The sequence below is a fragment of the Variovorax sp. GW531-E2 genome, from assembly GCF_059423125.1.
This window is the reverse complement of sequence record NZ_JBWKXQ010000081.1, coordinates 1-26994: the sequence shown is the minus strand read 5'-3', so window position 1 is coordinate 26994 and position 26994 is coordinate 1. Positions and strand designations below refer to the sequence as shown.

Genomic DNA, 26994 nt, shown 5'->3' with positions numbered 1-26994 from the left:
CGTCCGGTTTGAGCACGGCCACCAGCGGCATCTCCAGCCTGTCGACTGGCCTGAGCACCACGAATAGCAACGTGAGCAGCCTGTCGACCTCGACGTCGTCGGGTCTGAGCACGGCGACCAGCGGAATCTCGAGCCTGTCCACGGGCTTGAGCACGACGAACAGCAATGTGGGCAGCCTGTCAACGTCCACGTCGACTGGCCTGAGCACGACCAACAGCCGCATCGACAGCCTGTCGACGTCGACTTCAAGCGGTCTGAGCACCGCCACGAGCGGCATCTCGAGCCTGTCCACAGGGCTGAGCACGACCAACAGCAGCGTCAGCAGCCTGTCGACTTCGACCTCGTCTGGCCTGAGCACGGCCACGAGCAGCATCTCCAGCCTGTCCACGGGCTTGAGCACCACGAACAGCAACGTGGATAGTTTGTCGACCTCGACATCGTCGGGTTTGAGCACGACCAACAGCCGCATCGACAGTCTCTCGACGTCCACGTCGAGCGGCCTGAGCACTGCGACCAGTGGAATCTCGAGCCTGTCCACGGGCCTGAGCACGACGAACAGCAACGTGAGCAGCCTGTCGACATCGACGTCGTCGGGCCTGAGCACTGCCACCAGCGGCATCTCCAGCTTGTCCACGAGCCTGAGCACGACGAACAGCAACGTCAGCAGCTTGTCGACGTCCACATCGTCCGGTTTGAGTACCGCGACGAGCGGCATCAACAGTCTGTCGACGGGCCTGAGCACGACCAACAGCAACGTGAGCAGCCTGTCGACGTCGACGTCGTCGGGCCTAAGCACTGCAGCCAGCGGCATTTCGAGCCTGTCCACAGGTCTGAGCACGACGAACAGCAACGTGGGCAGCCTGTCGACGTCCACGTCGTCCGGCCTGAGCACTGCCACGAGCAGCATCGACAGCCTGTCGACGTCTACTTCGAGCGGTCTGAGCACTGCAACCAGCGGTATCTCGAGCCTGTCCACGGGCTTGAGCACCACGAACAGCAACGTGGGCAGCTTGTCGACCTCGACGTCGTCGGGTCTGAGCACGGCCAATAGCCGCATCGACAGCCTCTCGACATCGACGTCGTCGGGCCTGAGCACGGCGACCAGTGGTATCTCCAGCCTGTCCACAGGTCTGAGCACCACGAACAGCAATGTCAGCAGCTTGTCGACCTCGACGTCGAGCGGCTTGAGCACGGCAACCAGCGGCATCTCTAGTCTGTCTACGGGCCTGAGCACAACCAACAGCAACGTGAGCAGCCTGTCGACTTCGACGTCGTCCGGCCTGAGCACTGCGACCAGCGGCATCTCCAGTCTTTCGACCGGTCTCAGCACGACGAACAGCAACGTCAGCAGCCTGTCGACCTCGACATCGTCGGGCTTGAGTACGGCAACCAGCGGTATCTCTAGTTTGTCGTCGGGCCTGAGCACGACCAACAGCAACGTGAGCAGCCTGTCGACTTCGACGTCGTCCGGCCTGAGCACCGCGACCAGCGGCATCTCCAGCCTTTCGACCGGTCTCAGCACCACGAACAGCAACGTCGGCAGCCTGTCGACCTCGACGTCATCCGGCCTGAGCACCGCTGCCAGTGGTATCTCGAGCCTGTCCACGGCTCTGAGCAGCACCAACAGCAACCTGGACAGCCTCTCGACTTCTACGTCGAGCGGGTTGAGCACCGCGACCAGCGGTATCTCCAGCCTGTCCACGGGCCTGAGCACCACGAATAGCAATGTGAGCAGCTTGTCGACCTCGACGTCGAGCGGCCTGAGCACGGCTACGAGTGGCATCTCGAGCCTGTCGACGGGCCTGAGCACGACGAACAGCAACGTGGGCAGCCTGTCGACCTCGACGTCCTCGGGCCTGAGCACCACCAATAGTCGTATCGACAGCCTCTCGACGTCTACGTCGTCGGGCCTGAGCACGGCCACGAGCAGCATCGATAGCTTGTCGACGTCTACCTCGAGCGGTCTGAGCACCGCGACCAGTGGCATCGCCAGCTTGTCCACGAGCCTGAGCACGACCAATAGCAACGTGAGCAGCCTGTCGACTTCGACGTCGTCGGGCCTGAGCACCGCGGCCAGCGGCATCTCAAGCTTGTCGACGGGCCTGAGCACGACCAACAGCAACGTCAGCAGTCTGTCGACCTCGACGTCGTCTGGTCTGAGCACCGCGACCAGCGGCATCTCCAGCCTGTCCACGGGTCTGAGCACGACGAACAGCAATGTCAGTAGCCTTTCGACCTCCACGTCGAGCGGCTTGAGCACAGCCACGAGTGGCATCGACAGCCTGTCGACTGGTTTGAGCACGACCAACAGCAACGTCAGCAGCCTCTCGACGTCCACGTCGTCCGGCCTGAGCACCGCAACCAGCGGCATCTCCAGCCTGTCCACGGGCTTGAGCACGACGAACAGCAACGTGGGCAGCTTGTCGACCTCGACGTCCAGTGGTTTGAGCACGACCAACAGTCGAATCGATAGCCTTTCGACCTCCACGTCCTCGGGGCTGAGCACGGCGACGAGTGGCATCTCGAGCCTGTCGACCGGGCTGAGCACCACGAACAGCAACGTGAGCAGCCTGTCGACTTCGACTTCGTCAGGTCTGAGCACCGCCACGAGCAGCATCGACAGCCTCTCGACGTCGACTTCGAGCGGTCTGAGTACAGCAACCAGCGGCATCTCGAGCTTGTCGACGGGCCTGAGCACGACCAACAGCAACGTGAGCAGCTTGTCGACGTCGACGTCGTCGGGCCTGAGCACAGCCACGAGCAGCATCGACAGCCTCTCGACGTCGACTTCGAGCGGTCTGAGTACCGCGACCAGCGGCATCTCGAGCTTGTCGACGGGCCTGAGTACGACCAACAGCAACGTGAGTAGCCTGTCGACGTCCACGTCGTCTGGTCTGAGCACCGCGACCAGCGGCATCTCGAGCTTGTCGACGGGCCTGAGCACGACCAACAGCAACGTAAGCAGCCTGTCGACTTCTACGTCGAGTGGCCTGAGCACGGCGACCAGCGGGATCTCTAGCCTGTCCACGAGCCTGAGCTCGACAAACAGCAATGTCAGCAGCCTGTCGACCTCCACTTCGAGCGGCTTGAGCACAGCCACGAGTGGCATCGACAGCCTGTCGACTGGTCTGAGCACGACCAACAGCAACGTAAGCAGCCTGTCGACTTCCACGTCGTCTGGCCTCAGCACCGCCACGAGCGGCATCTCCAGCCTGTCTACAGGCCTGAGCACCACGAACAGCAATGTGGGCAGCCTGTCGACTTCGACATCGTCGGGTCTGAGCACCGCCAATAGCCGGATCGACAGCCTTTCGACTTCCACGTCGAGCGGTTTGAGCACGGCGACCAGCGGCATCTCGAGCCTGTCCACGAGCCTGAGTTCGACAAACAGCAATGTCAGCAGCCTGTCGACCTCTACGTCGTCTGGCTTGAGCACTGCGACAAGCAGCATCGACAGCCTGTCGACTGGGCTGAGCACAACCAACAGCAACGTCAGCAGCCTCTCGACGTCAACGTCGTCGGGGTTGAGCACTGCCACCAGCGGTATCTCGAGCCTGTCCACAGGCCTGAGCACGACCAACAGTAACGTCAGCAGCTTGTCGACTTCGACATCGTCGGGCCTGAGCACGGCCACGAGTGGCATCGATAGCTTGTCGACGGGTCTCAGCACCACGAACAGCAACGTGAGTAGCTTGTCGACCTCGACGTCGTCTGGCCTGAGCACGGCGACCAGCGGTATCTCGAGCCTGTCCACCGGCCTGAGCACGACGAACAGCAACGTCAGCAGCCTGTCGACTTCGACGTCGAGTGGCCTGAGCACTGCTGCCAGCGGCATTGATAGCTTGTCGACCGGCTTGAGCACGACCAACAGCAGTGTCAGCAGCCTCTCGACTTCAACGTCGTCGGGTTTGAGCACTGCGACCAGCGGCATCTCCAGCCTGTCCACGGGCTTGAGCACGACGAACAGCAACGTGAGCAGCTTGTCGACCTCCACGTCGTCTGGCTTGAGCACTGCGACGAGCAGCATCGACAGCCTGTCGACCGGGCTGAGCACGACCAACAGCAATGTCAGCAGTCTTTCGACCTCCACGTCGTCCGGCTTGAGCACTGCGACGAGCAGCATCGACAGCCTGTCGACCGGGCTGAGCACGACCAACAGCAACGTCAGCAGTCTCTCGACCTCGACGTCGTCGGGTTTGAGTACGGCAACCAGCGGCATCTCGAGCCTGTCGACGGGCCTGAGCACGACGAACAGCAACGTGAGCAGCTTGTCGACCTCGACGTCGTCTGGCTTGAGCACTGCGACCAGCGGTATCTCGAGCCTGTCCACCGGCTTGAGCACGACGAACAGCAACGTAAGCAGCCTGTCGACCTCGACGTCGAGCGGCCTGAGCACTGCCACCAGTGGTATCTCCAGCCTGTCCACGGGCCTGAGCACGACGAACAGCAATGTCAGCAGCCTGTCGACCTCCACGTCGAGCGGCCTGAGTACGGCCGCGAGCGGCATCGACAGCCTGTCGACGGGCCTGAGCACCGCAACCAGCGGTATCTCGAGTCTGTCAACGGGATTGAGCACCACCAATAGCAACGTGAGCAGCTTGTCGACTTCGACATCGTCGGGTCTGAGCACAGCGACGAGCGGCATCGACAGTCTCTCGACCGGCTTGAGCACGGCGACCAGTGGCATCTCGAGTCTGTCCACCGGCTTGAGCACGACGAACAGCAACGTCAGCAGCCTGTCGACGTCGACGTCGTCCGGTCTCAGCACCGCTACCAGCGGCATCGACAGCCTCTCGACTGGTTTGAGCACGGCGACCAGTGGCATCTCCAGCTTGTCCACTGGCTTGAGTACGACGAACAGCAACGTCGGTAGCTTGTCGACTTCGACGTCGAGCGGCATCTCCAGCCTGTCGACCGGCCTGAGCACCACCAACAGCAACGTCAGCAGCCTCTCGACTTCCACGTCGTCTGGTCTGAGCACCGCGACGAGCGGAATCGACAGCCTCTCGACTGGTCTGAGCACGGCGACCAGTGGCATCTCCAGCCTGTCCACGGGCCTGAGCACCACGAACAGCACTGTGGGTAGCTTGTCGACTTCGACGTCGAGCGGCATCTCCAGCCTGTCGACGGGCCTGAGCACCGCCACCAGCGACATCTCCAGCTTGTCTACTGGCTTGAGCACGACCAACAGCAACGTGAGCAGCCTCTCGACCTCCACGTCGTCCGGCCTGAGCACGGCCACGAGCGGCATCGACAGCCTCTCGACCGGTTTGAGCACAGCGACCAGTGGCATCTCCAGCTTGTCCACGGGCCTGAGCACCACGAACAGCAACGTGAGCAGCCTCTCGACCTCCACGTCCTCGGGCCTGAGCACCGCCACGAGCAACATCGACAGCCTCTCGACTGGGTTGAGCACGGCGACCAGTGGCATCTCCAGCCTGTCCACGGGACTGAGCACGACCAACAGCAACGTCAGCAGCCTGTCGACTTCCACGTCGAGTGGCCTGAGCACCGCTACGAGCGGAATCGACAGCCTGTCGACCGGCCTGAGCACTGCCACCAGTGGCATCTCTAGCCTGTCCACCGGCTTGAGCACGACGAACAGCAACGTGAGCAGCCTGTCGACTTCCACGTCGTCCGGCCTGAGCACAGCCACCAGCGGTATCTCGAGTCTGTCAACGGGATTGAGCACCACCAATAGCAACGTGAGCAGCTTGTCGACTTCCACGTCGTCCGGCCTCAGCACCGCTACCAGCGGCATCGACAGCTTGTCGACGGGTCTGAGTACCGCAACCAGTGGTATCTCCAGCCTGTCCACCGGCTTGAGCACGACGAACAGCAACGTGAGCAGCCTCTCGACGTCTACGTCGTCTGGCCTGAGCACGGCCACGAGCGGCATCGACAGCCTCTCGACCGGTCTGAGCACGGCGACCAGTGGTATCTCCAGCTTGTCCACTGGCTTGAGCACGACCAACAGCAACGTCAGCAGCCTGTCGACCTCCACGTCCTCGGGCCTGAGCACCGCCACGAGCAACATCGACAGCCTCTCGACTGGGTTGAGCACGGCGACCAGCGGTATCTCGAGCCTGTCCACCGGCCTGAGCACCACGAACAGCACCGTGGGCAGCTTGTCGACTTCGACGTCGAGCGGCATCTCCAGTCTGTCGACCGGCCTGAGCACCGCCACCAGTGGCATCTCCAGTCTGTCCACCGGCTTGAGCACGACGAACAGCAACGTGAGCAGCCTGTCGACCTCGACGTCGAGCGGCCTGAGCACGGCCACGAGCGGAATCGACAGCTTGTCGACGGGTCTGAGCACCGCCACCAGCGGCATCTCCAGCCTGTCCACCGGCCTGAGCACCACGAACAGCAATGTGGGCAGCCTGTCCACTGGATTGAGCACGACGAACAGCAATGTGAGCAGCCTCTCGACCGGCCTGAGCACCGCCACCAGCGGCATCTCCAGCCTCTCCACAGGCCTGAGCACCACCAACAGCAACGTCGGCAGCCTCTCGACCTCCACGTCCTCGGGCCTGAGCACCGCCACGAGCAACATCGACAGCCTCTCGACCGGCCTGAGCACGACGAACAGCAACGTCGACAGTCTCTCGACCTCGACCTCGTCGGGCCTGAGCACGGCCACGAGCAGCATCGACAGCCTGTCGACCGGCCTGAGCACCACCAACAGCAACGTCAGCAGCCTGTCCACCTCGTTCTCGTCCGGCCTGAGCACCGCCTACAGCGGCATCTTCAGCCTGTCGACGGGCCTGAGCACGACGAACAGCAACCTGGGCAGCCTGTCGTCCTCGACCTCGATCGGCCTGAGCACCGCCAACAGCGGCATCGGCAGCCTGTCGACCGGCCTGAGCACCGCCAACAGCAGCATCGGCAGCCTGTCCACCGGCCTGAGCACCGCCAACAGCGGCATCAACAGCCTGTCGACCGGCCTGAGCACGACCAACAGCAATGTCGGCAGCCTCTCGTCGGGCCTGAGCACGACGAACAGCAACCTGAACAGCCTCTCGACCTCCACGTCGTCCGGCCTGAGCACGGTCACGAGCAGCGTGAACAGCCTGTCGAGCTCGGTGTCCACCGGCCTGAGCACCTCGGCCAGCCGCATCGACAGCCTGTCGACCGGGCTGAGCACGGTGGGCAGCAGCGTTGACAGTCTTTCGACCGGCCTGAGCACGACCAACAGCGCCGTCGGCAGCCTGTCGACCGGCCTGAGCACGACGAACAGCAACGTGAGCAGCCTGTCCACCGGGTTGAGCACGACCAACAGCACCGTCAACAGCCTGTCGACCGGCCTGAGCACCACCAACAGCAACCTGGACAGCCTGTCCACCAGCGTGGGCGGCGCAGCCAGCGGCCTCTCCAGCCTGTCGACATCGACGTCGACCGGCCTGAGCACGGCGATGAGCGGCATCGGCAGCCTGAGCACGACGGTCAGCTCGATCTACAACGGAGGCACCAAGTACTTCCACGCCAACTCGACCAACACCGACTCCAAGGCCAGCGGTGCGGAAGCGGTGGCGATCGGGCCGCGTTCCGAAGCCAGCGGCGCCAACTCCTTCGCGGCCGGCAACGGCGCGCGGGCCACGGCCGACGGCGCGGTGGCGGTGGGCTTCGGGGCGCAGGCCACGGGCACCAACGCCATCGCCATCGGCACCGGGGCGCTGGCCACGGGCTCGCAGGCGATCGGCGCGAACTCCCGTGCCGGCGGCGGCGGCGTGGCCCTGGGTGACGGTGCGGACGCCGGCGGCACGCCGCTGAGCAAGGCGCAGAACATCGCGCAGGGCACGGCCATCGGCTTCGGCGCGGTGGTCCAGCAGACCGGCGGCGTGGCACTGGGTGCGAACTCGGTGGCCTCGCGGGCGGCGGGCGTGGCTGGCTACGTGCCGGGCAGCGCGAATGCGCAGCAGGAAGCGGCCATCAAGGCCACGACCAGCACGCAGGCGGCGGTGTCGGTGGGCGATGCGGCCAACAACCAGTTCCGCCAGATCACGGGCGTGGCAGCCGGCTCGGCCGACAGCGACGCGACCAACGTGGCGCAGCTGAAGGCGGTCTCGGCGGCTGCGAAGGCCAGCAGCGTGCAGTACGCCACCAACCCCGACGGGTCGGTGAACTACAACCAGATCACGCTGGGCACCGAGACTTCGGGACCCACGCGCATCAGCAACGTGGCACCGGGCGTGCTGCCGGGCGACGCGGTCAACCTGGGCCAGCTGCAGCAGGTGCAAAAGCAGGTGGGCGACGTGGCGCGCATCGCCTACTCGGGCTCGGCGATGGCCTTCGCGATGTCGGGCACCTACCTGCCCACGCTGTACCCGGGCGAGAAGACGATCGGCATCGGCATGGGTTCGTACAAGGGCTACAGCGCCGTGGCGCTGACCTTCAAGGCCCTGTCGGACGACGGCAAGATCTCCTGGGGCGCGGGCCTGAGCTCCACCGGCAAGGAGTGGGGCGTCAACGCGGGCATCGGCTGGAAGTGGAAGTAAAAGGCCGCTAGGCCGACGCCCCCGGTCCGGTGGCTCCCGCGCCCTGCGCGCGGGAGCCATTGTTTTTTTGGTACACACTTCGGCCATGCGCATCGGTATTTCAGTCCTCTCCCACGCGGGGCAGAACATCTGGGAAAACGGAATGGGACAGAACGTCCTGTTCCTGGCCCGGCTGCTGCAACGCATCGAATTCGTCGAGTCCGTCACGCTCATCGACGCGGGCGACCAGCAGGCGATGCCGCCGCAGGTCGACCTGTCGGCCATGGGGCTCACGCTGGGCCGCGCCCGCGAGCTGACCGACGCGCTCGACGTGGTCATCGAGATGGCCGGCGCGCTCGACGTGCAGTGGCTGTCGTACTTCCGCGCCTGCGGCGGGCGCGTGGCCTTCCACGGCGTGGGGCAACCCTTCGTGGCGCTGGCCGAGCCGATCGTCTTTGCCGACAAGGGGCACTTCGGCGCCACCGACCGCTGCGACGAGATCTGGCTGCTGCCCAAGGACGCGGCCTTTGCGCCGATGATGCGCACGCTGCACCGCTGCCCGGTGCACGAGGTGCCGTACCTGTGGTCGCCGCAGTTCCTGGCGCAGCGCGTGGACGAGGTGCAGGCGCAGGGCTTTCGCTTCGGCTACCAGCCGCGCACGGCGCAGCAACCGGGTTTCCGGGTGGCGATCTTCGAGCCCAACATCTCGGTGGTGAAGTCGTGCAGCATCCCGATGCTGATCAGCGACGAGGCCTACCGCGCCAACCCGGAGCACGTCGCGGCGATGCACGTGCTCAACACGCTGCACCTGAAAGACCATCCGACGATGCTCTACCTGGCCAACTCGCTGGACATCGTGCGCCAGCACAAGGCCACCTTCCACGGGCGGCATGACTTCGCAGGCTTCATGGTGCAGCACGCCGACGCGGTGGTGTCGCACCAGTGGCAGAACGACCAGAACTACAGCTACCTCGATGCGCTGTACGGCAACTACCCGCTGGTGCACAACTCGCCGTGGCTGCGCGACGCCGGCTACTACTACCCCGACTTCGACATCGCCGTCGGTGCCGAACAGCTGGCCGTGGCCGTGCGCGGCCACGACGCGCAACTCGATGACTACCGTGCGCGCAGCCAGCGCGTGTTCGACGCGATCGATCCGATGCACCCCGCCAACATCGACGGCTACGCGCAGCGGCTGTTGAACCTGGTGGGCGGCGATCCGGCGTTCCGTGCCGGCAACGCGAAGGTGGTCGCATGAGCGAGGTGCGCAACCCCACCGCAGGCCCGCGCGCGGCCGCTTCACCGACCCGGCTGAAAGTCGGCGTCTCCATCTTCATCCGCAAGGGCGAGCAGAGCCTGTGGGAGAACGGCGTCTACCAGAACTGCCTGTTCCTCGTGATGCTGCTGCTGCGCTCGCCCTGCGTCGAGCGCACGGTGCTGGTGGCCGGCGGCGGCGACGGCGGCCCGGCCGACGCCACCAACTTCCTGGCCGATTCGCCGGTGCCGATCATCGACATGGCCACCGCCGCGCACGAGCTCGACCTCATGATCGAGATGAGCGCGCAACTGGGGCGCGACTGGTCGGTGGCGTTCCGCGAGCGCGGCGGAAAAATCGTCTCGATGCGCGTGGGCAACGACTACGTGATCGACATCGAGCGCATGACCTTCAACAAGCCGCACGGCATGCTGGTCAGCGGCGCGCCCTACGACGAGGTGTGGACGCTGCCCGAGTACGAAACCTCCTGCAAGCCGTACTTCGCGAGCACCTTCCGCGCCCCCACCAAGCTCATGCCGCACCTGTGGAGCCCGATGGTGGTCGAGAAGGCGATGGCGCGCGGCGCCGAGGGCAAGCGCTTTGTCTACGAACCGGGGCGCACCCAGTGGCGCGTGGCCATCTTCGAGCCCAACATCTGCATGGTGAAGACCAGCTTCATCCCGATGCTGGGCTGCGAGTCGGCGCACCGCGCGCAGCCGCGCCTCATCGAGAAGATGTGGGTCTACAACAGCTTCCACCTGAAGGACAAGCCGAACTTCGTCGCCTTCGCGCAGAGCCTCGATCTCGTTCGGCACGGCCTGGCGACCTTCGAAGGGCGCTTTCCGCTGTACCAGGTGCTGCCGGGCGCGATCGACGCGGTCTTTGCGCACCACTGGGAGAACGCGCAGAACTACCTCTACTACGAGGCGCTGTACGGCGGCTGGCCGCTCATCCACAACTCGCACCTGATCGGTGACTGCGGCTACCGCTACCACGGCTTCGACTGCGAGGAGGGCGGGCAGGCGCTGCGGCGCGCGTTCGCCGAGCACGACGCGAACCTGCCGGCCTACCGCGAGCGCGCCCGCGCCCTCATCGCGAAGCTCGACCCGGAAGGCGAGGAGAACGTGCGCCTCTACTCGGCGGCCATCGCGAGCCTCTACGCGTGAGGACGACACCGATGACCGCCCTGGCCCGATTCGCCGCTGCAGCCTGTGTGCTCGCGGCCGGCAGCGCGCTCGCGCAAGGCGTGCTGGCCCCGCCCGCGGCGCCGCAGGACACGCTCACGCGCGCCGCCGCCAGCGTGGGCGTGCAGCGCTGCCTGCCCGCCATCACGCGGCTGGCCACGCTCACCGTGCAGGGCAGCCGCGCGCACGACGTGCTGCTCGACTGGGACCGCAAGCGCCCCGACGCCGGCCCGGTGTTCTCGCTGGTCGGCATCCAGTACCCGAACGCGGGCGTGGCCGCGTCGATCACGGCCATCCCCGACGACAGCGGCGCCTGCACCGTGGCGGCCGAGCGCATCTCGGTGGCGCCCTTCACCTGCGCCAGCGTGGCCGAGCAGGAACTGAAGAACTACAAGCGCACACCGCTGCTGCCGATCTACACGGTCTACACCGACGACAAGGAGCCGACCTCGTCGGTCTCGCTGATCGATTCGCCGCCGGGCTGCCTCGTGATTCGCCGCTATGTCGAGTACGGCTGGCGCGATCCGAATGCACCCGTGCCGGCCGCCGCGCCGGCCGGGCAGGCGCCCAAGCGCCGCTGATCCCGCGGGCCGCGCGAGCCCGTCTCCGACACGCGTGAACGCCCTTGACCGGCCCGGTGCGGGCCGGTGCCGTCCAAGAATGGACGCATGCCGCGCGCTCCGGTGCGGCGCAAGGAGACCCCATGCCACTGGCGACCCTGATCGGCCGATGGGCGATGCAGCCTTTCTCCAAGGCCCTGCCGCCGCTGGGCGACACCGAGCGTGCCGCGCTCGAGGCCGGCACGGTCGGGTTCGAGGGCCAGCTCTTTGCCGGGCGCCCCGATTTCGATGCCCTGACGGCCGCGGGCCCCAACCAGCTCAGCGCGCGCGAAGAAGCCTTCCTGGCGAACGAGGTGCCCGGGCTGTGCCGCATGCTCGACGACCACGCCATCGACCAGGCGCACGACCTGCCGCCCGAGGTGTGGCGCTTCCTGCGCGAGAAGCGCTTCTTCGGAATGATCATTCCCGAGGCCTTCGGCGGTCTGGGCTTCGGCCACTTCGCGCATGCCTCGGTGGTGGCGCGCATCGCGAGCGTCAACGTCGCCACGGCTGTCACGGTGATGGTGCCCAACTCGCTCGGGCCCGCCGAGCTGCTGCTGCGCTACGGCACCGACGCGCAGAAAGACCACTACCTGCCGCGCCTGGCCGACGGCCGCGAGCTGCCGTGCTTCGGCCTGACCTCGCCCTATGCGGGCTCCGACGCCGCCGCGATTCCCGACCGCGGCGTGCTCGTCGAGCGCGAGTTCCAGGGCCGGCGCACGCGCGGCTTCCTGGTCGATTTCGACAAGCGCTACATCACGCTCGCGCCGGTCGCCACCGTGGTCGGGCTGGCGTTCCATGCCATCGACGAGAGCCGGCCCGAAGGCCAGCGCGAACTCGGCATCACCTGCGCGCTGATTCCCGTGCCGCACGAGGGCATGGAGATCGGCCGACGCCACCGCCCGATGGACAGCGCGTTCATGAACGGCCCGATCCGCGGCCGCCAGGTGTTCGTGCCGATGGACTGGGTCATCGGCGGCGAGCCGCAGGTGGGGCAGGGCTGGCGCATGCTGATGGAGTGCCTGGCCGCGGGGCGCGCCATCTCATTGCCCGCGCTGGGCTCGGCCATGCAGCAGACGGCGCTGTACGTGAGCAACGCCTACGGCCAGATCCGCGAGCAGTTCGGCCTGCCGGTGGGCAAGTTCCATGCGGTGGCGGGGCTGGTCGCGCAGATGTCGGCGCAGCTGTACGCGACCGATGCCGCGCGGCGCTTCACGGCGGCCGCGCTCGACAAGGGCGAGCGGCCCAGCGTGGCCAGCGCGATCCTCAAGGTGCAGCTCACCGAGGCCGGGCGGCGCGCGGTCAACCATGGCATGGACATCCTCGGCGGCAAGGGGATCATCTCGGGCCCGTCGAACCTGCTCGGCGTGGCCTACCGGCAGGCGCCGATCGCGATCACCGTGGAGGGCGCGAACATCCTCACGCGCGCGCTCATCGTGTTCGGCCAGGGCGCGGTGCGCTGCCACCCGCACGTGCTCGACGAGATGGCGGCGGTGCAGGCGAAAGACGAAACGGCGCTGGGCCAGGCGCTCATCGCGCACGGCCGGCATGTGGCGCGCAACCTGTGGCACAGCGTGTTCGGCGCGCCGGTGCGCGGCGATCCGCCCGAGGCGCTGGCGGGCGAAGCGCGGCTCATCGCGCGCATGAGCGCCAAGTACGCGCTTACCGCCGACCTGGCCATGGGGCTGCTCGGCGGCAAGCTCAAGCGCATGGAGCTGCTGTCGGCGCGGCTGGGCGACGTGCTGGCCCACCTGTACCTGGCGAGCGCCTGCGTGTGGCGCTACCGCGTCGATGCGGCGCCCGAGCTGCTGCCCTTTGCGCAGGCCGCGATCCGGCTGCAGCTGGACGAGGCCGGCAAGATCCTGCGCGACCTGTACGCCAACCTGCCGACGCCGGGGCGGCGCCTGCTCGGCGCGCTGGTGCTGCGCCGTACCGCGCACCTGGCGCCGCTGCGCGACGTGCAGCTGATGGCACTGGCCGAGCTGCTGCGCACGCGCCCGGACGTGGTCGCGCGGCTCGTGCCCGATCTGTCGGAGCCCGGCCCGGGCGGCCTGCGCGACCTGATGCAGGCGATGGCGCTCGGCGCGCGGCTGGGCGACGAGACCACCGCGCTCAACAAGGTGCTGCGACGCACGCGCTCGCTCGACGAAGCGGCGCAATCGGCCAGCGACCCCGCGCTGGCGCTGGCCTACCTGCAAGCGGCCGACAAGGTGATCCAGGTCGACGACTTCGAGGGGCCGGCGCGCAACGCGGACGGCAGCGCCGGCCTCAGCGTGCCTGCTGCGCCGCCAATGCCGTCAGCGCCGCCGCCGTCTGCTCGTCCGCCGGAAAGAACGACTCCACCGCGAGTTCCTGCAACGTGACGTCCACCGGCGTGCCGAAGATCGTGATGGTGCTGATGAAGCTCAGCACGCCGCTGGGCATGACCACCTGGAACGGCACGGCCACCGCCGACAGCGCGGTGTCGAGCAGCGGCGCGTCGTGGCTCACGGCGGGCGGCGGGTAGCCTTCCAGCTCGTCGTGCAGCGCCTGCAGCACGGTGTCGCCGGTGGCGGCGATCTGCTGCTGCAGCCGCTCCAGCAGGTGCGTGCGCCATTGCGCCAGGTTCGCGATGCGCGGCGCCACGCCCTCGGGGTGCAGGCTCAGGCGCAGCACGTTGATGGGCGGCTTCAGCAGCTCGGCCGAACAGCCTTCCATGAGCAGCGGCACCAGCGCGTTGTGCGCCACCAGGTTCCAGTGGCGGTCCACGGCCAGCGCGGGGAAGGGCTCGTGGCCCTTCAGCACGAGGTCGATGGCGCGGCGCGCCGAGGCCATGGCGGGGTCGTCCAGCGAGCGCTGGCGGTACATGGGCGCGAAGCCGGCGGCCACCAGCAGCGCGTTGCGCTCGCGCAGCGGCACGTCCAGGCGCTCGGCAAGGCGCAGCACCATTTCGCGGCTGGGCGCGGCGCGGCCGGTTTCCACGTAGCTCAGGTGGCGGGTCGAAACCTCGGCCTCCTGCGCCAGGTCGAGCTGGCTCAGGCGGCGGTGGGTGCGCCAGTGCCGCAGGTGGGCGCCGAACGGATCGCGCGCGCCGGGAAGGCCGGCGGCGGCGGCCTTGGACGAATGGGTGCGGGGGGTGTTCATGGAGCCGCATTCTGGCGCGGCGGCGGCGCGGCGCCATGACCTCCCAGGTCATCGACGCGATCCACGCCCGGCGGAATCATCGACCCCAACGCAGCAGGACTGGCCTGCAGCGTACCCACCCAGGAGATCCACATGTCTGTTTTCGCTTCCCCCCGCTTCCTGTCGAACGTGATGTGGGCCGATGCCGCTTCGTGCGCCGCGACCGGCGCGCTGCAGGTGGCGTTCACCGACGTCCTCGCCTCCCTGACCGGCCTGCCGGCCTGGCTGCTCATGGGCACCGGCGTGTTCCTGCTGGCCTACGCGGCCGCCGCCGCCTTCATGGCCAGCCGCGCCACGCCGCCGCGCACGCTGATCGGCCTCGTGGTCGTCGGCAACTTCGCCTGGGCCGTGGCCTGCGTGGCGCTGCTGGTGACCGGCGTGTTCGCGGTCACTGCGCTCGGCACGGCCTGGGTGCTGGCGCAGGCGCTGTGCGTGGTCGTGCTGGCCGAGCTGCAGTGGACCGGGCTGCGCCGCACCCGGGCCAGTGCCCACATGGCGATGGCTTGAACGCCTGACAACCGTCCGCTCCACGCCCGCCGCACTCCGTGCGGCGGGCGTTTTCGCTATGAGAACGATAGTTCCGGGAGAGCCCGACAAGGAAGACCGACTACAGCCACTGACATTGAACCTCGCTATCCTTGAGAGGCTTCCACGAACACACAGGAGTCTTCTCATGGCCAAAGCCCCGGCGCACGCGTTTGCGTCCACCCTCAAGACCTTCAAGACCGCGTCGGGCAAGTCCGGCAAGTACTGGTCGCTGAAGGAACTGGCCAAGCAGTACCCGTCCGTGGAGCGCCTGCCGGTGTCGATCCGCATCGTGCTCGAGTCGGTGCTGCGCAACTGCGACGGCCAGAAGGTGTCGGCCAAGCACGTCGAGGAACTGGCCCACTGGGCGCCCAACGCCGAGCGCACCGACGAAATTCCCTTTGTCGTCACCCGCGTGGTGCTGCAGGACTTCACCGGCGTGCCGCTGCTGGCCGACCTGGCCGCCATGCGCAGCGTGGCTGCCAAGCTGAACAAGTCGCCCAAGACCATCGAGCCGCTGGTGCCCGTCGACCTGGTGGTCGACCACTCGGTGATGGTCGACTACTACGGCACGCCCAAGGCGCTCGACCTGAACATGAAGCTGGAGTTCCAGCGCAACAACGAGCGCTACCAGTTCATGAAGTGGGGCATGCAGGCCTTCGACACCTTCGGCGTCGTGCCGCCGGGCTTCGGCATCGTGCACCAGGTCAACCTCGAGTACTTTGCGCGCGGCGTCTACAAGAGCCCGGCCGACAAGAGCGACACGCCGGTGTACTACCCCGACTCGCTGGTGGGCACCGACAGCCACACCACCATGATCAACGGCATCGGCGTGGTCGGCTGGGGCGTGGGCGGCATCGAGGCCGAGGCCGCCATGCTGGGCCAGCCGGTCTACATGCTCACGCCCGACGTGGTGGGCTTCGAGCTCACCGGCAAGCTGCGCGAAGGCGTCACGGCCACCGACCTGGTGCTGTACGTCACCTCGATCCTGCGCGCCGAAAAGGTGGTGGGCAAGTTCGTCGAGTTCTTCGGCCCCGGTGCCGCGTCCATCGCCGTGCCCGACCGCGCCACCATCGGCAACATGGCGCCCGAGTACGGCGCGACCATGGGCTTCTTCCCAGTCGACGAGATGACCGTGGCGTATTTCGAAGGCACCGGCCGCACCAAGGAAGAAGTGGAGCGCTTCGCCGCCTACTACAAGGCGCAGGGCCTGTTCGGCATGCCCGCGCCGGGCGACATCGACTACACCAAGGTCGTCAAGCTCGACCTGGGCACCGTCTCGCCCAGCCTGGCCGGCCCCAAGCGCCCGCAGGACCGCATCAACCTGGGCGACCTGTCGACCAAGTTCGCCGAGCTGTACAGCAAGCCCAACGACGCCAACGGCTTCAACCAGCCGGCCGACAAGCTCAAGCAGCGCTACGCGCTGACGCGCGAAGGCCAGAGCGGCGACACCGAAGTGCCCCCGCCGCCGCCCGGCTCGCCGCGCCCGGTCATCGAGATGGTGGCCAACCGCTCGACCAAGGCCGCGGCCCACACCAGCGCCACGGCGCCGTCGGCGCCCAAGGGCGACGTCACCATCGGCAACGGCGACGTGCTCATTGCGGCCATCACCTCGTGCACCAACACCTCCAACCCGAGCGTGATGCTCGCGGCCGGCATCCTGGCCAAGAAGGCGGTGGAAGCGGGCCTGAAGGTGCAGCCGCACATCAAGACCTCGCTGGCCCCGGGCTCGCGCATCGTCACCGAATACCTGGAGAAGGCGGGCCTGCTGCCGTACCTGGAGAAGCTGGGCTTCTACCTCGCGGGCTACGGCTGCACCACCTGCATCGGCAATGCCGGCGACCTCACGCCCGAGATCAACGAAGCCATCACCAAGAACGACCTCATCGGTGCGGCCGTGCTCTCGGGCAACCGCAACTTCGAGGCGCGCATCCACCCGAACCTGAAGGCCAACTTCCTGGCCTCGCCGCCGCTGGTGGTGGCGTTTGCCATCGCGGGCAACGTGATGACCGATCTCATGACCCAGCCCGTGGGCAAGGGCAAGGGCGGCAAGGACGTGTACCTGGGCGACATCTGGCCCACGCCGAAGGAGATCGACGACAACCTGCGCTTCGCGATGAACGCCAAGTCGTTCCGCGCGAACTACGAGAAGGTCAAGAGCGATCCGGGCAAGTTCTGGACGAGCATCAAGGGCACGACCGGTCAGGTCTACGACTGGCCCACCTCGACCTACATCGCCGAGCCGCCGTTCTTCGAAGGCTTCCAGATGCAGCCGCACGCGTCGGACGCCGGCATCCAGGGTGCGCGCGTCATGGCGCTGTTCGGCGACTCGATCACCACCGACCACATCTCGCCGGCCGGCTCCATCAAGGAAAGCTCGCCCGCGGGCATCTGGCTCAAGGCGCACGGCGTGCCCAAGGCCGACTTCAACAGCTACGGCTCGCGCCGCGGCAACCACGACGTGATGGTGCGCGGCACCTTCGCCAACGTGCGCATCAAGAACCTGATGATTCCGCCGGACGCCAACGGCACGCAGGAAGAGGGCGGCGTCACGCTGTTCCAGCCGGGCGGCGAAAAGATGTTCATCTACGACGCCGCCATGAAGTACATGGCAGCGGGCACGCCCACCATCGTGTTCGGCGGCGAGGAGTACGGCACCGGCTCGTCGCGCGACTGGGCCGCCAAGGGCACGCAGCTGCTGGGCATCAAGGCCGTGGTGGCGCGCAGCTTCGAGCGCATCCACCGCGCCAACCTGGTCGGCATGGGCGTGCTGCCGCTGCAGTTCCGCGGCGCCGACTCGTGGCAGACGCTGGGCCTCACGGGCGAAGAAAAGATCGACGTCGTGATCGGCGGCGAACTCAAGCCGCAGATGGACGTGAAGCTGGTCGTGCACCGCGCCGACGGCACGCACCAGGAGGTGACGGTGCGCCTGCGCATCGACACGCCGATCGAGGTCGACTACTACAAGCACGGCGGCATCCTGCCGTTCGTGCTGCGGCAGCTGCTGGCGGCCTGATCGCTTGATCCGCGTCGGGCTCATCTCCGACACCCACGGCCTGCTGCGCCCGCAGGCCGTGGCGGCCTTGCAGGGCAGCGACTTCATCGTGCACGGCGGGGACATCGGCGACGCCGGCATCCTCGACGCACTCGCCGCGATCGCGCCGCTGACGGTGGTGCGCGGCAACAACGACCGCGAGGCCTGGGCCGGGGCCATTCCAGAGACGGCATTCCTGAAGGTCGGCGACGTGCATGTCTACGCGATCCACGACCTTTCTCAGATCGACATCGACCCCGCCGGTGCCGGCGTGCGTGTCGTGATCTCCGGCCATTCGCACCAACCCAAGGTCGAAGAACGCGGCGGCGTGCTCTACGTCAACCCGGGCAGCGCCGGCCCGCGCCGATTCAAGCTGCCTATCGCCGTGGCCGAACTGATCGTCGACGGCGACACCGTCAGCGCGCGCATCGTCGAACTGCCCCTGTGAGCGGGGCGGGGTCGAATACCCCTAATTGAGAATAAATCTTATTTGATGGGGTATCCTCGGGCCGTTCTTTGAAAAATGCACCACATCGGGGCATTTTCAAAGAACGTTCTTCTGTTCCGAGATGCTCATTCCCTTTCTCATCATGCTGCGCGAAGGCATCGAAGCCGCGCTGATCGTCGGCATCGTTGCCAGTTACCTGAAACAAAGCGGTCGCGGCGTGCTGATGCCCGCGGTGTGGGTCGGCGTGCTGCTGGCCACCGCGCTGTCGCTCTTTGCCGGTGCCGGCCTGCAACTGCTGGCGGCCGAGTTTCCGCAGAAGCAGCAGGAGCTGTTCGAAGGCGTGGTGGGGCTGATCGCCGTGGTCATGCTGACCACGATGGTGTTCTGGATGCGCAAGGCGGCCCGTTCGATCAAGGGCGAGCTGCATGCGTCGATCGACAAGGCGCTGGCGCAGCATGCCGACGGGCAGGGCTGGGCGCTCATCGGCATGGTGTTCCTGGCGGTCGCGCGCGAGGGGCTGGAGTCGGTCTTCTTCCTGCTGGCCGTGTTCCAGCAGAGCACCGGCTGGGAAGCGCCCGTGGGCGCGCTCGCCGGCATCGCGGTGTCGGTGGTGGTCGGCTGGGGCATCTACTCGGGCGGCGTGCGGCTCGACCTGCGCCGCTTCTTCCGCTTCACGGGCCTGTTCATCATGCTGGTCGCCGCCGGGCTGCTGGCGGGCGTGCTGCGCAAGCTGCACGAGGCCGGCGTGTGGAACCAGCTGCAGACCGTGGTGTTCGACATGAGCGAAACCCTGCCGATGGACAGCCCCGTGGGCGCCGTGCTGTCGGGCCTGCTGGGCTACCAGGCCGCGCCTGTGGTGGGCGAGGTGATCGTCTACCTGGCCTTCCTGGCCGTGGCCCTGTTCTTCTTCCTGCGCCCGGCCGCCGCGCCGGTGCCGCGCACGGCTGCCGCCAGCTGATCTTTTCCCCCGATGTCTTCTTCCCCTTCTTCTTCGTCATCGACGCTCATGCGCGTCGCCGTGGGCGCCTCGGCACTGCTGGTGGTCGCCGGCCTCGCGGCCTTCTGGTACGCCTCGAACCAGGCGCGCAAGGCGCCGCCCAAGGCGGTCGACCACGCCGTCACCGTCACCATTCGCGGCAACGCCTGCGACCCGAACGAGATCACCGTGCCCGCGGGCCGCACGACCTTCACCATCGTCAACCAGTCGAACCGCGCGCTCGAGTGGGAAATTCTTGACGGCGTGATGGTGGTCGAAGAGCGCGAGAACATCGCGCCCGGCTTCTCGCAGACCATGACGGTCAAGCTCTCGCCGGGCGATTTCGCCATCACCTGCGGCCTGCTGAGCAACCCGCGCGGCAAGCTGCACGTCACGCCGTCGGCGGCCTCGCTGGCCGAGGAGGCGCGGCCCTCGCTCGTCAACTACGTGGGCGCGCTGGCCGAGTACCAGGTGTTCCTGCGGCTGGAGGCCGCCACGCTCGACGACGCGGTGCGCGCGCTGGCCGATGCCGTCAAGGCCGGCGACCTGGCGCAGGCGCGCGCGCTCTACGCACCGGCCCACCAGGCCTACAAGCGCATCGAGCCGATGGCCGAGCTGTTCGCCGACCTCGACGCGCGCATCAACGCCCGCGCCGACTATTTCGAGAAGCGCGAGGCCGACCCGGGCTTCAGCGGCTTCCACCGCATCGAGTACGCGCTGTACGGCCAGGGCGACGCGAAGGCGCTGGCACCGGTCCTCGACCAGTTGCTGGCCGACACCGAGGCGCTGCAGGCGCGCCTGCGTGAACTGAGCGTGCCGCCCGAGCGGCTCGCCAGCGCCGCCTCGAAGCTGCTGCGCCGCGTGGCCGACAACCTGCCGGCCGGCGGCGAAGACCACTACGGCCATGCCGAGCTGGTGAACCTGCAGGGCAGCTACGAAGGCACGAAGAAGATCGCCGACCTGCTGCAGCCGCTGCTCGTGAAGGCCGCGCCCGCGCAGCAGAAGGCCGTGGACGAGCGCTTTGCCGCCTTCGACGCCGCATTGGCGCCGTACCGCGCCGGCGAAGGCTTCCAGCCCGCGCCGCTGGACGACGCGCAGCGCCAGGCGCTGGCCGTGCCGGTGCGTGCGCTGGCCGAGGAACTGGGCAAGGTGAACGCCGCGCTCGGTCTGGAATGAGTTGAGAGAGAACGACGACCCCATGGAACCGACGAAGAAGAACGACCCCGTCGCGGGACATCCCGCCTCGCCGCACCGCCGCCGCATGCTCGGCGCCGCGGGCGTGGCCTTTGCCGGGCTCGCCGCCAGCGCGCGCGCCGGCGCGGCCATCCCGGGCGCGCCCGACACCGGCGCGCAAGTCACCGACGCGCCGCAGAGCACCCACACGCAAGACCGCGTGCCCTTTCGCGGCAAGCACCAGGCGGGCGTGGTCACGCCGCGCCCGACGGCCGGCATGATCGCCTCGTTCTACGTGCTGGCCGAGAACCGCGCCGACCTGGAGCGGCTGATGCGCACGCTCACCGAGCGCATCGCCTTCCTCACGCAGGGCGGCCCGCAGGCCGACCCCGACCCCAAGCTGCCGCCCGCGGGCTCCGGCATCCTCGGCCCGGTGGTGCAGCCCGACGGGCTCACCGTGACGGTGTCGGTCGGTTCGTCGCTGTTCGACGAGCGCTTCGGCCTCGACAAGAAAAAGCCGCTGCGCCTGAAGCCGATGCAGCGCCACCCGAACGACGCGCTCGACGCCGCGCTGTGCCACGGCGACCTGTCGATCCAGTTCTGCGCCAACACGCCCGACACCAACATCCACGCGCTGCGCGACATCATCAAGAACACGCCCGACCTGCTGGTGCTGCACTGGAAGCAGGAGGGCTCCGTGCCGCCGATCCCGGCCGTGGCGGGCCAGCCGGCGGAGAGCGCGCGCAACTTCCTCGGTTTTCGCGACGGCTCGGCCAACCCCGACTCGGCCGACGACACGCTCATGAACAAGCACGTCTGGGTGCAGCAGAACGGCGACGAGCCGGCCTGGGCCGTGGGCGGCAGCTACCAGGCGGTGCGCATCATCCGCAACTTCGTCGAGCGCTGGGACCGCACGCCGCTGCAGGAGCAGGAGGCCATCATGGGTCGCCTCAAGCCCAGCGGCGCGCCGCTGGACGGCGGCAAGACCGAGCACGACGTGCCCGACTACACGAAGGACCCCGAAGGCAAGGCGACGCCGATGGACGCGCACATCCGCCTGGCGAACCCGCGCACCAAGGCCTCGGACGCCAACCTGATGCTGCGCCGGCCCTTCAACTACTCGAACGGCGTCACCAAGTCGGGCCAGCTCGAGATGGGCCTGCTGTTCATCTGCTACCAGGCCGATCTCGAGAAGGGCTTTGTCGCCGTGCAGACCCGCCTCGACGGCGAGCCGCTCGAGGAATACATCAAGCCCATCGGCGGCGGCTTCTTCTTCACGCTGCCCGGCGTGCAGGGCGCCGACGACTGGCTCGGGCGCAGCCTGCTGGCCGCCTGAGCCTTGCTTTCCCTTTTCATCACCACCGCATCGCATCCAAGGAGATCCATGACCGTGCAGTTCCGCCGCCGCTTCCTCGCCGCTTTCGTCGCAGGCTTTGCCGGGCTCTACGCCGTCGGCGCGCAGGCCGCCGTGTCGCCGCTCGAGCTGGTTGGTCCGATCTCGGACTACAAGATCTACGTGACGCAGAACGTGCGCAAGCTGGCGGCCGACGTGCGCGTGTTCACCGCCGCCGTGAAGGCCGGCGACATCGAGAAGGCCAAGAAGCTCTACGCGCCCACGCGCACCAGCTACGAACGCGTGGAGCCCGTGGCCGAGCTGTTCACCGACCTCGACCAGTCGATCGACTCGCGCGCGGACGACCACGAGAAGGCCGAGAAAGACCCGGCCTTCATCGGCTTCCACCGCATCGAGTACAGCCTGTGGACGCTCAAGAGCACCAAGGACCTGAACCCCGTGGCCGACAAGCTGCTGGCCGACGTGCTCGAGCTGCAAAAGCGCCTGGGCGCGCTGACCTTCCCGCCCGAGAAGGTCGTGGGCGGCGCTGCCGTGCTGATGGAAGAGGTGGCCGCCACCAAGATTTCCGGCGAGGAAAACCGCTACAGCCACACCGACCTGTGGGACTTCCAGTCGAACTTCGAGGGTGCCTACAAGCTCGTCGAGCTGCTGCGCCCGCTGGTCGTGAAGCAGGACAAGCCGTTTGCCGAGAAGGCCGACGCCAACTTCAAGGTGGTGTTCGACACGCTGGCCAAGTACCGCACGGCCGACGGCGGCTTCGAAACCTATTCGAAGCTCACCGAGCGCGACCGCAAGATGCTGGCCGGCCGGGTGAACACGCTGGCCGAAGACCTGTCCAAGCTGCGCGGGATGCTCGGATTGAACTGAGTCCGGCCTCGGGGGACCCGCTCATTTCCGGCTGACCCGGGACTTTTTGGGGTTGGTCAGGTTTTCGCGAGTGAGAATTGCTAGCATCTGGCTTTTGCTTACTGGCGTGCCCCGGGGTTTCCGGGGGGCGCACCTCCACCGTGCGAAACAACGACCTCGGCGCAGCGCCGACCACCACCGCGCTGAGCCTCGACCAGCTTCCGTCCCATCAGTGGGCCACCGTGCTCGACGTGGCCCGCCCCGACAGCGCGGACGACCGCGAGCTGGTGCTGCGCCTGACCGAAATCGGCTTCGTGCCGGGCGAGGCCGTGCGCATCGTCGCCACCGGCACCCCGGGCCGCGAGCCGCTGGCCGTGCGCCTGGGCCACACCACCTTCGCGCTGCGCCGCCACGAGGCCGCGCTGATCCACGTCACGCCGGGGGCCGCGAACCATGGTTGAAGCCGTCATCCAGGGGCCGGGCCGTCTCGGCGCCACCGCGCAGCCCGCGCGCATCGCGCTGCTGGGCAACCCCAACTGCGGCAAGACCGCGCTCTTCAACCTGCTGACCGGCAGCCGCCAGAAGGTGGCCAACTACGCCGGCGTGACCGTCGAGCGCAAGGAAGGCACGCTGCGCACGCCGACGGGCCGCCGCGTGTTCGTGCTCGACCTGCCGGGCGCCTACAGCCTGAATGCCCTGAGCGCCGACGAAGCTGTCACGCGCGACATCGTCACCGGGCAGGCGCAGGAAGCGCTGCCCGACCTGCTCGTGTGCGTGACCGACGCCACCAACCTGCGCCTGAACCTGCGGCTGGTGCTCGAAGCGCGCCAGCTCGGCCTGCCGATGGTGGTGGCGCTCAACATGACCGACATGGCCAGGAAGCAGGGCATCACGGTCGACACCGCCGTGCTCTCGCGCGAACTCGGTGTGCCGGTGATCGAGACCGTGGGTGTCCACACCGGCGGAGCGAAGAACCTGCTTGAGGCGCTCGACGCACCGGTCGCCGCCGCGGCGCCCCAGCCCTGGAAAGCGCCCGGGCTGGACGACGTGCTCGCCACGCAGCGCGAGGTGCGCCGCATCCTCGGCCTGGCCGTGAAGGAGCCCGTGGGCAGCCTGGACACCAGCGACCGCATCGACCGCGTCGTGATGCACCCGGTGTGGGGCATGCTGGTGCTGGCCGTCACCATGTTCCTGATGTTCCAGGCCGTGTTCAGCTGGGCCAACGTGCCGATGGACGCCATCAAGGCCGGCACCGAAGGTCTGGGCAACCTCATCAAGACGCACATGCCCGAAGGCATGCTGCAGAGCCTGCTGGTCGACGGCGTGATCGCGGGCGTGGGCGGCGTGATCGTGTTCCTGCCGCAGATCCTGATCCTGTTCCTGTTCATCCTCGCGCTCGAAGACTCCGGCTACCTGCCGCGCGCGGCCTTCCTGCTCGACCGCCTGATGGGCACCGTGGGCCTGTCGGGCCGCTCGTTCATTCCGCTGCTGTCGAGCTTTGCCTGCGCCATTCCGGGCGTGATGGCCACGCGCACCATCAGCAACTGGCGCGACCGCATCACGACCATCATGATCGCGCCGCTCATGACCTGCTCGGCGCGGCTGCCGGTGTATGCGCTGCTCATCGCGGCCTTCATTCCGGCGCGCGAGGTGGGCGGCATCTTCAACCTGCAGGGCGTGGTGCTGTTCGCGCTGTATGTGTTCGGCATCGTCTCGGCGATGGCCGTGGCCTGGGTGATGAAGCGCTTTCGCGACAGCACGCGGCACTCGCCGCTCTTGATGGAGCTGCCGGCTTACCGCTGGCCGAACCCGCGCAACCTGCTGCTGGGTTTGTATGAGCGGGCCTGGATCTTCATCCAGCGCGTGGGCACGATCATCCTCACGCTCACGATCCTGCTGTGGTTTTTGTCGACCTTCCCGTCGCCGCCCGAAGGCGCGACCGGCCCCGCCATCCAGTACAGCCTGGCCGGCATGATCGGCCGCGGGCTGGAGCACATCTTCGCGCCCATCGGCTTCAACTGGCAGATCTCGATCGCGCTGGTGCCGGGCATGGCCGCACGCGAAGTCGCGGTGGGCGCGCTGGGCACGGTGTATGCGCTCTCGGCCACCGGCGACGACGTGGCCAGCGCGCTGGAGCCGCTCATCGCCGGCAGCTGGTCGCTGGCGACCGCGCTGTCGCTGCTGGTCTGGTACGTGTTCGCGCCGCAGTGCATCTCGACGCTGGCGGCCGTCAAGCGCGAAACCGGCTCGTGGAAATACGTGTGGATCATGGCGGGCTACTTATTCGCCCTGGCATACGTGGCATGCTTCTTGACCTATCGCATTGCACTCGCTTTCGGCGCGGGGTAAAACCACAGGGAAAGGGTTGAAGAAGACATGACACAGCAACTGATCGTCGGATTGATCGTCGCGGCCGCCGCGCTCTACGCGGTCTGGCGCTGGATGCCTGCCGGCTGGCGCCGTGGCGCCGCGCGCAAGTTCGCGGCCGGCACGCAGCGCGCGGGCCTCATCGATCAGGCCCGCGCCGATCAACTCGCCGCCTCGCTGGCCAAGACCTCGGGCTGCGGCTCGTGCGACAGCTGCGGCAGCTGTGCCCCCAAGAAACCCGCTGGCGCCGACCCGGCCGACAGCCACAGCAGCCCCGCGCTGACTTCCACCACGCCCAGCACCGGACGCTGAGTCCGATGCCCGCGCACATCCTCGTCGCCGGGGGCGGGATCGGAGGGCTGGCCACGGCGCTGGCGCTGTCCCGCGCTCACCACCGCGCCGACGTCTTCGAACAGGCCGCCGACTTCGGCGAAATCGGCGCCGGCGTGCAGCTCGGCCCCAACGCCACCCGCCGCCTTCAACAACTCGACCTCGGCCGCGGCCTCGCGGCCATCGCGGCGCGCCCCGAGGCGCTGGTGGTCCACAGCGCCGGCAGCGGCGCCGAACTGGCCCGCATGCCGTTGGGCGATGCCATGCAGCAGCGCTACGGCGCGCCGTACTGCTGCGTGCACCGCGCCGACCTGCACACGCTGCTGCTCGATGCCGTGCGCGCGCAGGGCACGGGCTCGCTGGTCACGGCCGCGCGCATCCGGCAGGTCGAGACCAGCGACGATCTCGTCTGCGTCTCGAGCACCGACGCGCGTGCGTGGGAGGGCGAGGCGCTGGTGGGGGCCGATGGCCTGTGGAGCCTGGTGCGGGCGCAGCTCGAATCCGAATCCGCCGAAGCGCCGCCGCGCGTGACGGGCCACACGGCGTGGCGTGCGCTGGTGCGGCAGGCCGACCTGCCTGCGGCGCTGCGTCGCTCGCGCGTCGATGTGTGGCTCGGGCCGCGTTTGCATGCGGTCGCGTACCCGGTGCGCGCGGGGGATGCGCTCAACGTCGTCGTGATTGCCGAATCTGCACCGGCTGGCGATGCGCGCGATTGGGATCAGGCCAGCAGCCTTGTGGCGCTGAAGCAGGCGATGGGGCGCAGCTGTGCGAGTCTTCAGTCATTGCTCGATGCGATGCCGAGTTGGCGCGCCTGGACGCTGAGCGACCGTGCGCCCGTGGCCGGCCCTGGCGACATGGCGCACGAACGCGTCGCGCTGGTGGGCGATGCTGCGCATCCGATGGTGCCGTACCTTGCGCAAGGCGCTGGCATGGCGATCGAAGATGCGGTCGCGTTGGCGGATGCCTTGGGTGATACCTCGGCACTGGGTGTGCCGGCTGCGTTCGCACGCTATGCCGAGGCGCGTTGGGAGCGCAATGCGCAAGTGCAGGCGCGGGCGCGTCGCAATGGCGAGATCTTTCATGCCACGGGTGCGGTGCGCTTCGGGCGCGACATGGCGATGCGCTTGCTGGGCTCCCGGTTGCTCGATCAGCCCTGGTTGTACGGCGGTTGATTCAGGGCGCGTGCCCAGGCCACCGGGTACTTCCCTCCGCGAATGTCCCCCGGCCTGCGGCCTCCTCCTTAATTTCGCTGCGGGAAGCACCC

General features: G+C 67.7%; 17 protein-coding genes and 1 pseudogene. 17 read left to right on the top strand and 1 reads right to left on the bottom strand.

The annotated features are described in order from the left end of the window. The 6 genes and pseudogenes from AC07XP_RS29690 to AC07XP_RS29665 form a co-directional block, all read left to right on the top strand. Positions 1 to 5969 (top strand): annotated as a pseudogene (locus tag AC07XP_RS29690) (beta strand repeat-containing protein); the annotation flags it as partial. Between the two features lie 447 nt (positions 5970 to 6416). Then, positions 6417 to 8498, top strand: a complete 2082-nt coding sequence (locus AC07XP_RS29685) for a YadA family autotransporter adhesin (RefSeq protein ID WP_495266686.1) — start codon at positions 6417 to 6419, stop codon at positions 8496 to 8498. Between the two features lie 85 nt (positions 8499 to 8583). After that, positions 8584 to 9735 (top strand): DUF2827 domain-containing protein, encoded by a 1152-nt coding sequence (locus tag AC07XP_RS29680; protein WP_495266685.1) that lies wholly within the window; start codon positions 8584 to 8586, stop codon positions 9733 to 9735. Next, entirely contained in the window at positions 9732 to 10898 is a 1167-nt protein-coding gene (locus AC07XP_RS29675) for a DUF2827 domain-containing protein (RefSeq protein ID WP_495266684.1), read from the top strand. Before AC07XP_RS29680 ends, AC07XP_RS29675 begins: the two co-directional genes overlap by 4 nt. 11 nt (positions 10899 to 10909) lie before the next feature. Continuing rightward, positions 10910 to 11497 carry a hypothetical protein gene (locus AC07XP_RS29670; RefSeq protein ID WP_495266683.1) on the top strand — a complete coding sequence of 196 codons (588 nt, stop codon included), beginning with the start codon at positions 10910 to 10912 and terminating at the stop codon, positions 11495 to 11497. A gap of 122 nt (positions 11498 to 11619) precedes the next feature. Further along, entirely contained in the window at positions 11620 to 13878 is a 2259-nt protein-coding gene (locus AC07XP_RS29665) for an acyl-CoA dehydrogenase (protein WP_495266682.1), read from the top strand. Here AC07XP_RS29665 and AC07XP_RS29660 read toward each other — a convergent pair. Continuing rightward, positions 13784 to 14638, bottom strand: coding sequence for a helix-turn-helix domain-containing protein (locus AC07XP_RS29660; protein ID WP_062477152.1), 855 nt, complete (start codon positions 14636 to 14638; stop codon positions 13784 to 13786). The genes AC07XP_RS29665 and AC07XP_RS29660 overlap by 95 nt on opposite strands. Positions 14639 to 14770: 132 nt before the next feature. Between AC07XP_RS29660 and AC07XP_RS29655 the strand changes: the two genes are divergently transcribed. The 11 genes from AC07XP_RS29655 (at position 14771) to AC07XP_RS29605 (ending at position 26902) form a co-directional block, all read left to right on the top strand. After that, a complete protein-coding gene (locus AC07XP_RS29655) occupies positions 14771 to 15184 on the top strand; it encodes a hypothetical protein (RefSeq protein WP_495266681.1) in 414 nt (137 codons plus the stop codon). Positions 15185 to 15350: 166 nt separating this feature from the next. Next, complete coding sequence (locus AC07XP_RS29650; protein ID WP_095746438.1) at positions 15351 to 18218, top strand: aconitate hydratase; 2868 nt, start codon at positions 15351 to 15353, stop codon at positions 18216 to 18218. A 4-nt stretch (positions 18219 to 18222) separates the two neighbouring features. Further along, positions 18223 to 18684, top strand: a complete 462-nt coding sequence (locus AC07XP_RS29645; protein WP_495266680.1) for a metallophosphoesterase family protein — start codon at positions 18223 to 18225, stop codon at positions 18682 to 18684. Between the two features lie 121 nt (positions 18685 to 18805). Next, positions 18806 to 19642, top strand: coding sequence for an iron uptake transporter permease EfeU (gene efeU / locus AC07XP_RS29640; RefSeq protein WP_495266679.1), 837 nt, complete (start codon positions 18806 to 18808; stop codon positions 19640 to 19642). Positions 19643 to 19654: 12 nt separating this feature from the next. Further along, positions 19655 to 20836: an iron uptake system protein EfeO gene (efeO, locus tag AC07XP_RS29635; RefSeq protein WP_495266678.1), complete on the top strand. Its 1182-nt coding sequence runs from the start codon at positions 19655 to 19657 to the stop codon at positions 20834 to 20836. 22 nt (positions 20837 to 20858) lie between these two features. Continuing rightward, positions 20859 to 22169, top strand: a complete 1311-nt coding sequence (gene efeB / locus AC07XP_RS29630; protein ID WP_495266677.1) for an iron uptake transporter deferrochelatase/peroxidase subunit — start codon at positions 20859 to 20861, stop codon at positions 22167 to 22169. A gap of 48 nt (positions 22170 to 22217) precedes the next feature. Next, a complete protein-coding gene (efeO, locus tag AC07XP_RS29625) occupies positions 22218 to 23054 on the top strand; it encodes an iron uptake system protein EfeO (RefSeq protein WP_495266676.1) in 837 nt (278 codons plus the stop codon). 140 nt (positions 23055 to 23194) lie between these two features. Then, positions 23195 to 23494, top strand: a complete 300-nt coding sequence (locus tag AC07XP_RS29620; RefSeq protein WP_070062301.1) for a FeoA family protein — start codon at positions 23195 to 23197, stop codon at positions 23492 to 23494. Then, entirely contained in the window at positions 23487 to 25382 is a 1896-nt protein-coding gene (gene feoB / locus AC07XP_RS29615; RefSeq protein WP_495266675.1) for a ferrous iron transport protein B, read from the top strand. Before AC07XP_RS29620 ends, feoB begins: the two co-directional genes overlap by 8 nt. A 27-nt stretch (positions 25383 to 25409) precedes the next feature. Next, on the top strand, positions 25410 to 25712 hold the full coding sequence (locus AC07XP_RS29610) for a DUF6587 family protein (RefSeq protein ID WP_062477175.1): 303 nt from the start codon (positions 25410 to 25412) through the stop codon (positions 25710 to 25712). 5 nt (positions 25713 to 25717) lie between these two features. Then, positions 25718 to 26902, top strand: a complete 1185-nt coding sequence (locus AC07XP_RS29605; RefSeq protein ID WP_495266674.1) for an FAD-dependent monooxygenase — start codon at positions 25718 to 25720, stop codon at positions 26900 to 26902. The last annotated feature ends 92 nt before the right edge of the window (positions 26903 to 26994 follow it).

Bases quoted from the DNA above. Each gene is read 5' to 3' on its own strand.
- AC07XP_RS29680 (WP_495266685.1), top strand. From the start codon at position 8,584: ATGCGCATCGGTATTTCAGTCCTCTCCCACGCGGGGCAGAACATCTGG.
- AC07XP_RS29675 (WP_495266684.1), top strand. From the start codon at position 9,732: ATGAGCGAGGTGCGCAACCCCACCGCAGGCCCGCGCGCGGCCGCTTCA.
- AC07XP_RS29670 (WP_495266683.1), top strand. From the start codon at position 10,910: ATGACCGCCCTGGCCCGATTCGCCGCTGCAGCCTGTGTGCTCGCGGCC.
- AC07XP_RS29665 (WP_495266682.1), top strand. From the start codon at position 11,620: ATGCCACTGGCGACCCTGATCGGCCGATGGGCGATGCAGCCTTTCTCC.
- AC07XP_RS29660 (WP_062477152.1), bottom strand. From the start codon at position 14,638: ATGAACACCCCCCGCACCCATTCGTCCAAGGCCGCCGCCGCCGGCCTT.
- AC07XP_RS29655 (WP_495266681.1), top strand. From the start codon at position 14,771: ATGTCTGTTTTCGCTTCCCCCCGCTTCCTGTCGAACGTGATGTGGGCC.
- AC07XP_RS29650 (WP_095746438.1), top strand. From the start codon at position 15,351: ATGGCCAAAGCCCCGGCGCACGCGTTTGCGTCCACCCTCAAGACCTTC.
- efeU (WP_495266679.1), top strand. From the start codon at position 18,806: ATGCTCATTCCCTTTCTCATCATGCTGCGCGAAGGCATCGAAGCCGCG.
- efeO (WP_495266678.1), top strand. From the start codon at position 19,655: ATGTCTTCTTCCCCTTCTTCTTCGTCATCGACGCTCATGCGCGTCGCC.
- efeB (WP_495266677.1), top strand. From the start codon at position 20,859: ATGGAACCGACGAAGAAGAACGACCCCGTCGCGGGACATCCCGCCTCG.
- efeO (WP_495266676.1), top strand. From the start codon at position 22,218: ATGACCGTGCAGTTCCGCCGCCGCTTCCTCGCCGCTTTCGTCGCAGGC.
- feoB (WP_495266675.1), top strand. From the start codon at position 23,487: ATGGTTGAAGCCGTCATCCAGGGGCCGGGCCGTCTCGGCGCCACCGCG.
- AC07XP_RS29610 (WP_062477175.1), top strand. From the start codon at position 25,410: ATGACACAGCAACTGATCGTCGGATTGATCGTCGCGGCCGCCGCGCTC.
- AC07XP_RS29605 (WP_495266674.1), top strand. From the start codon at position 25,718: ATGCCCGCGCACATCCTCGTCGCCGGGGGCGGGATCGGAGGGCTGGCC.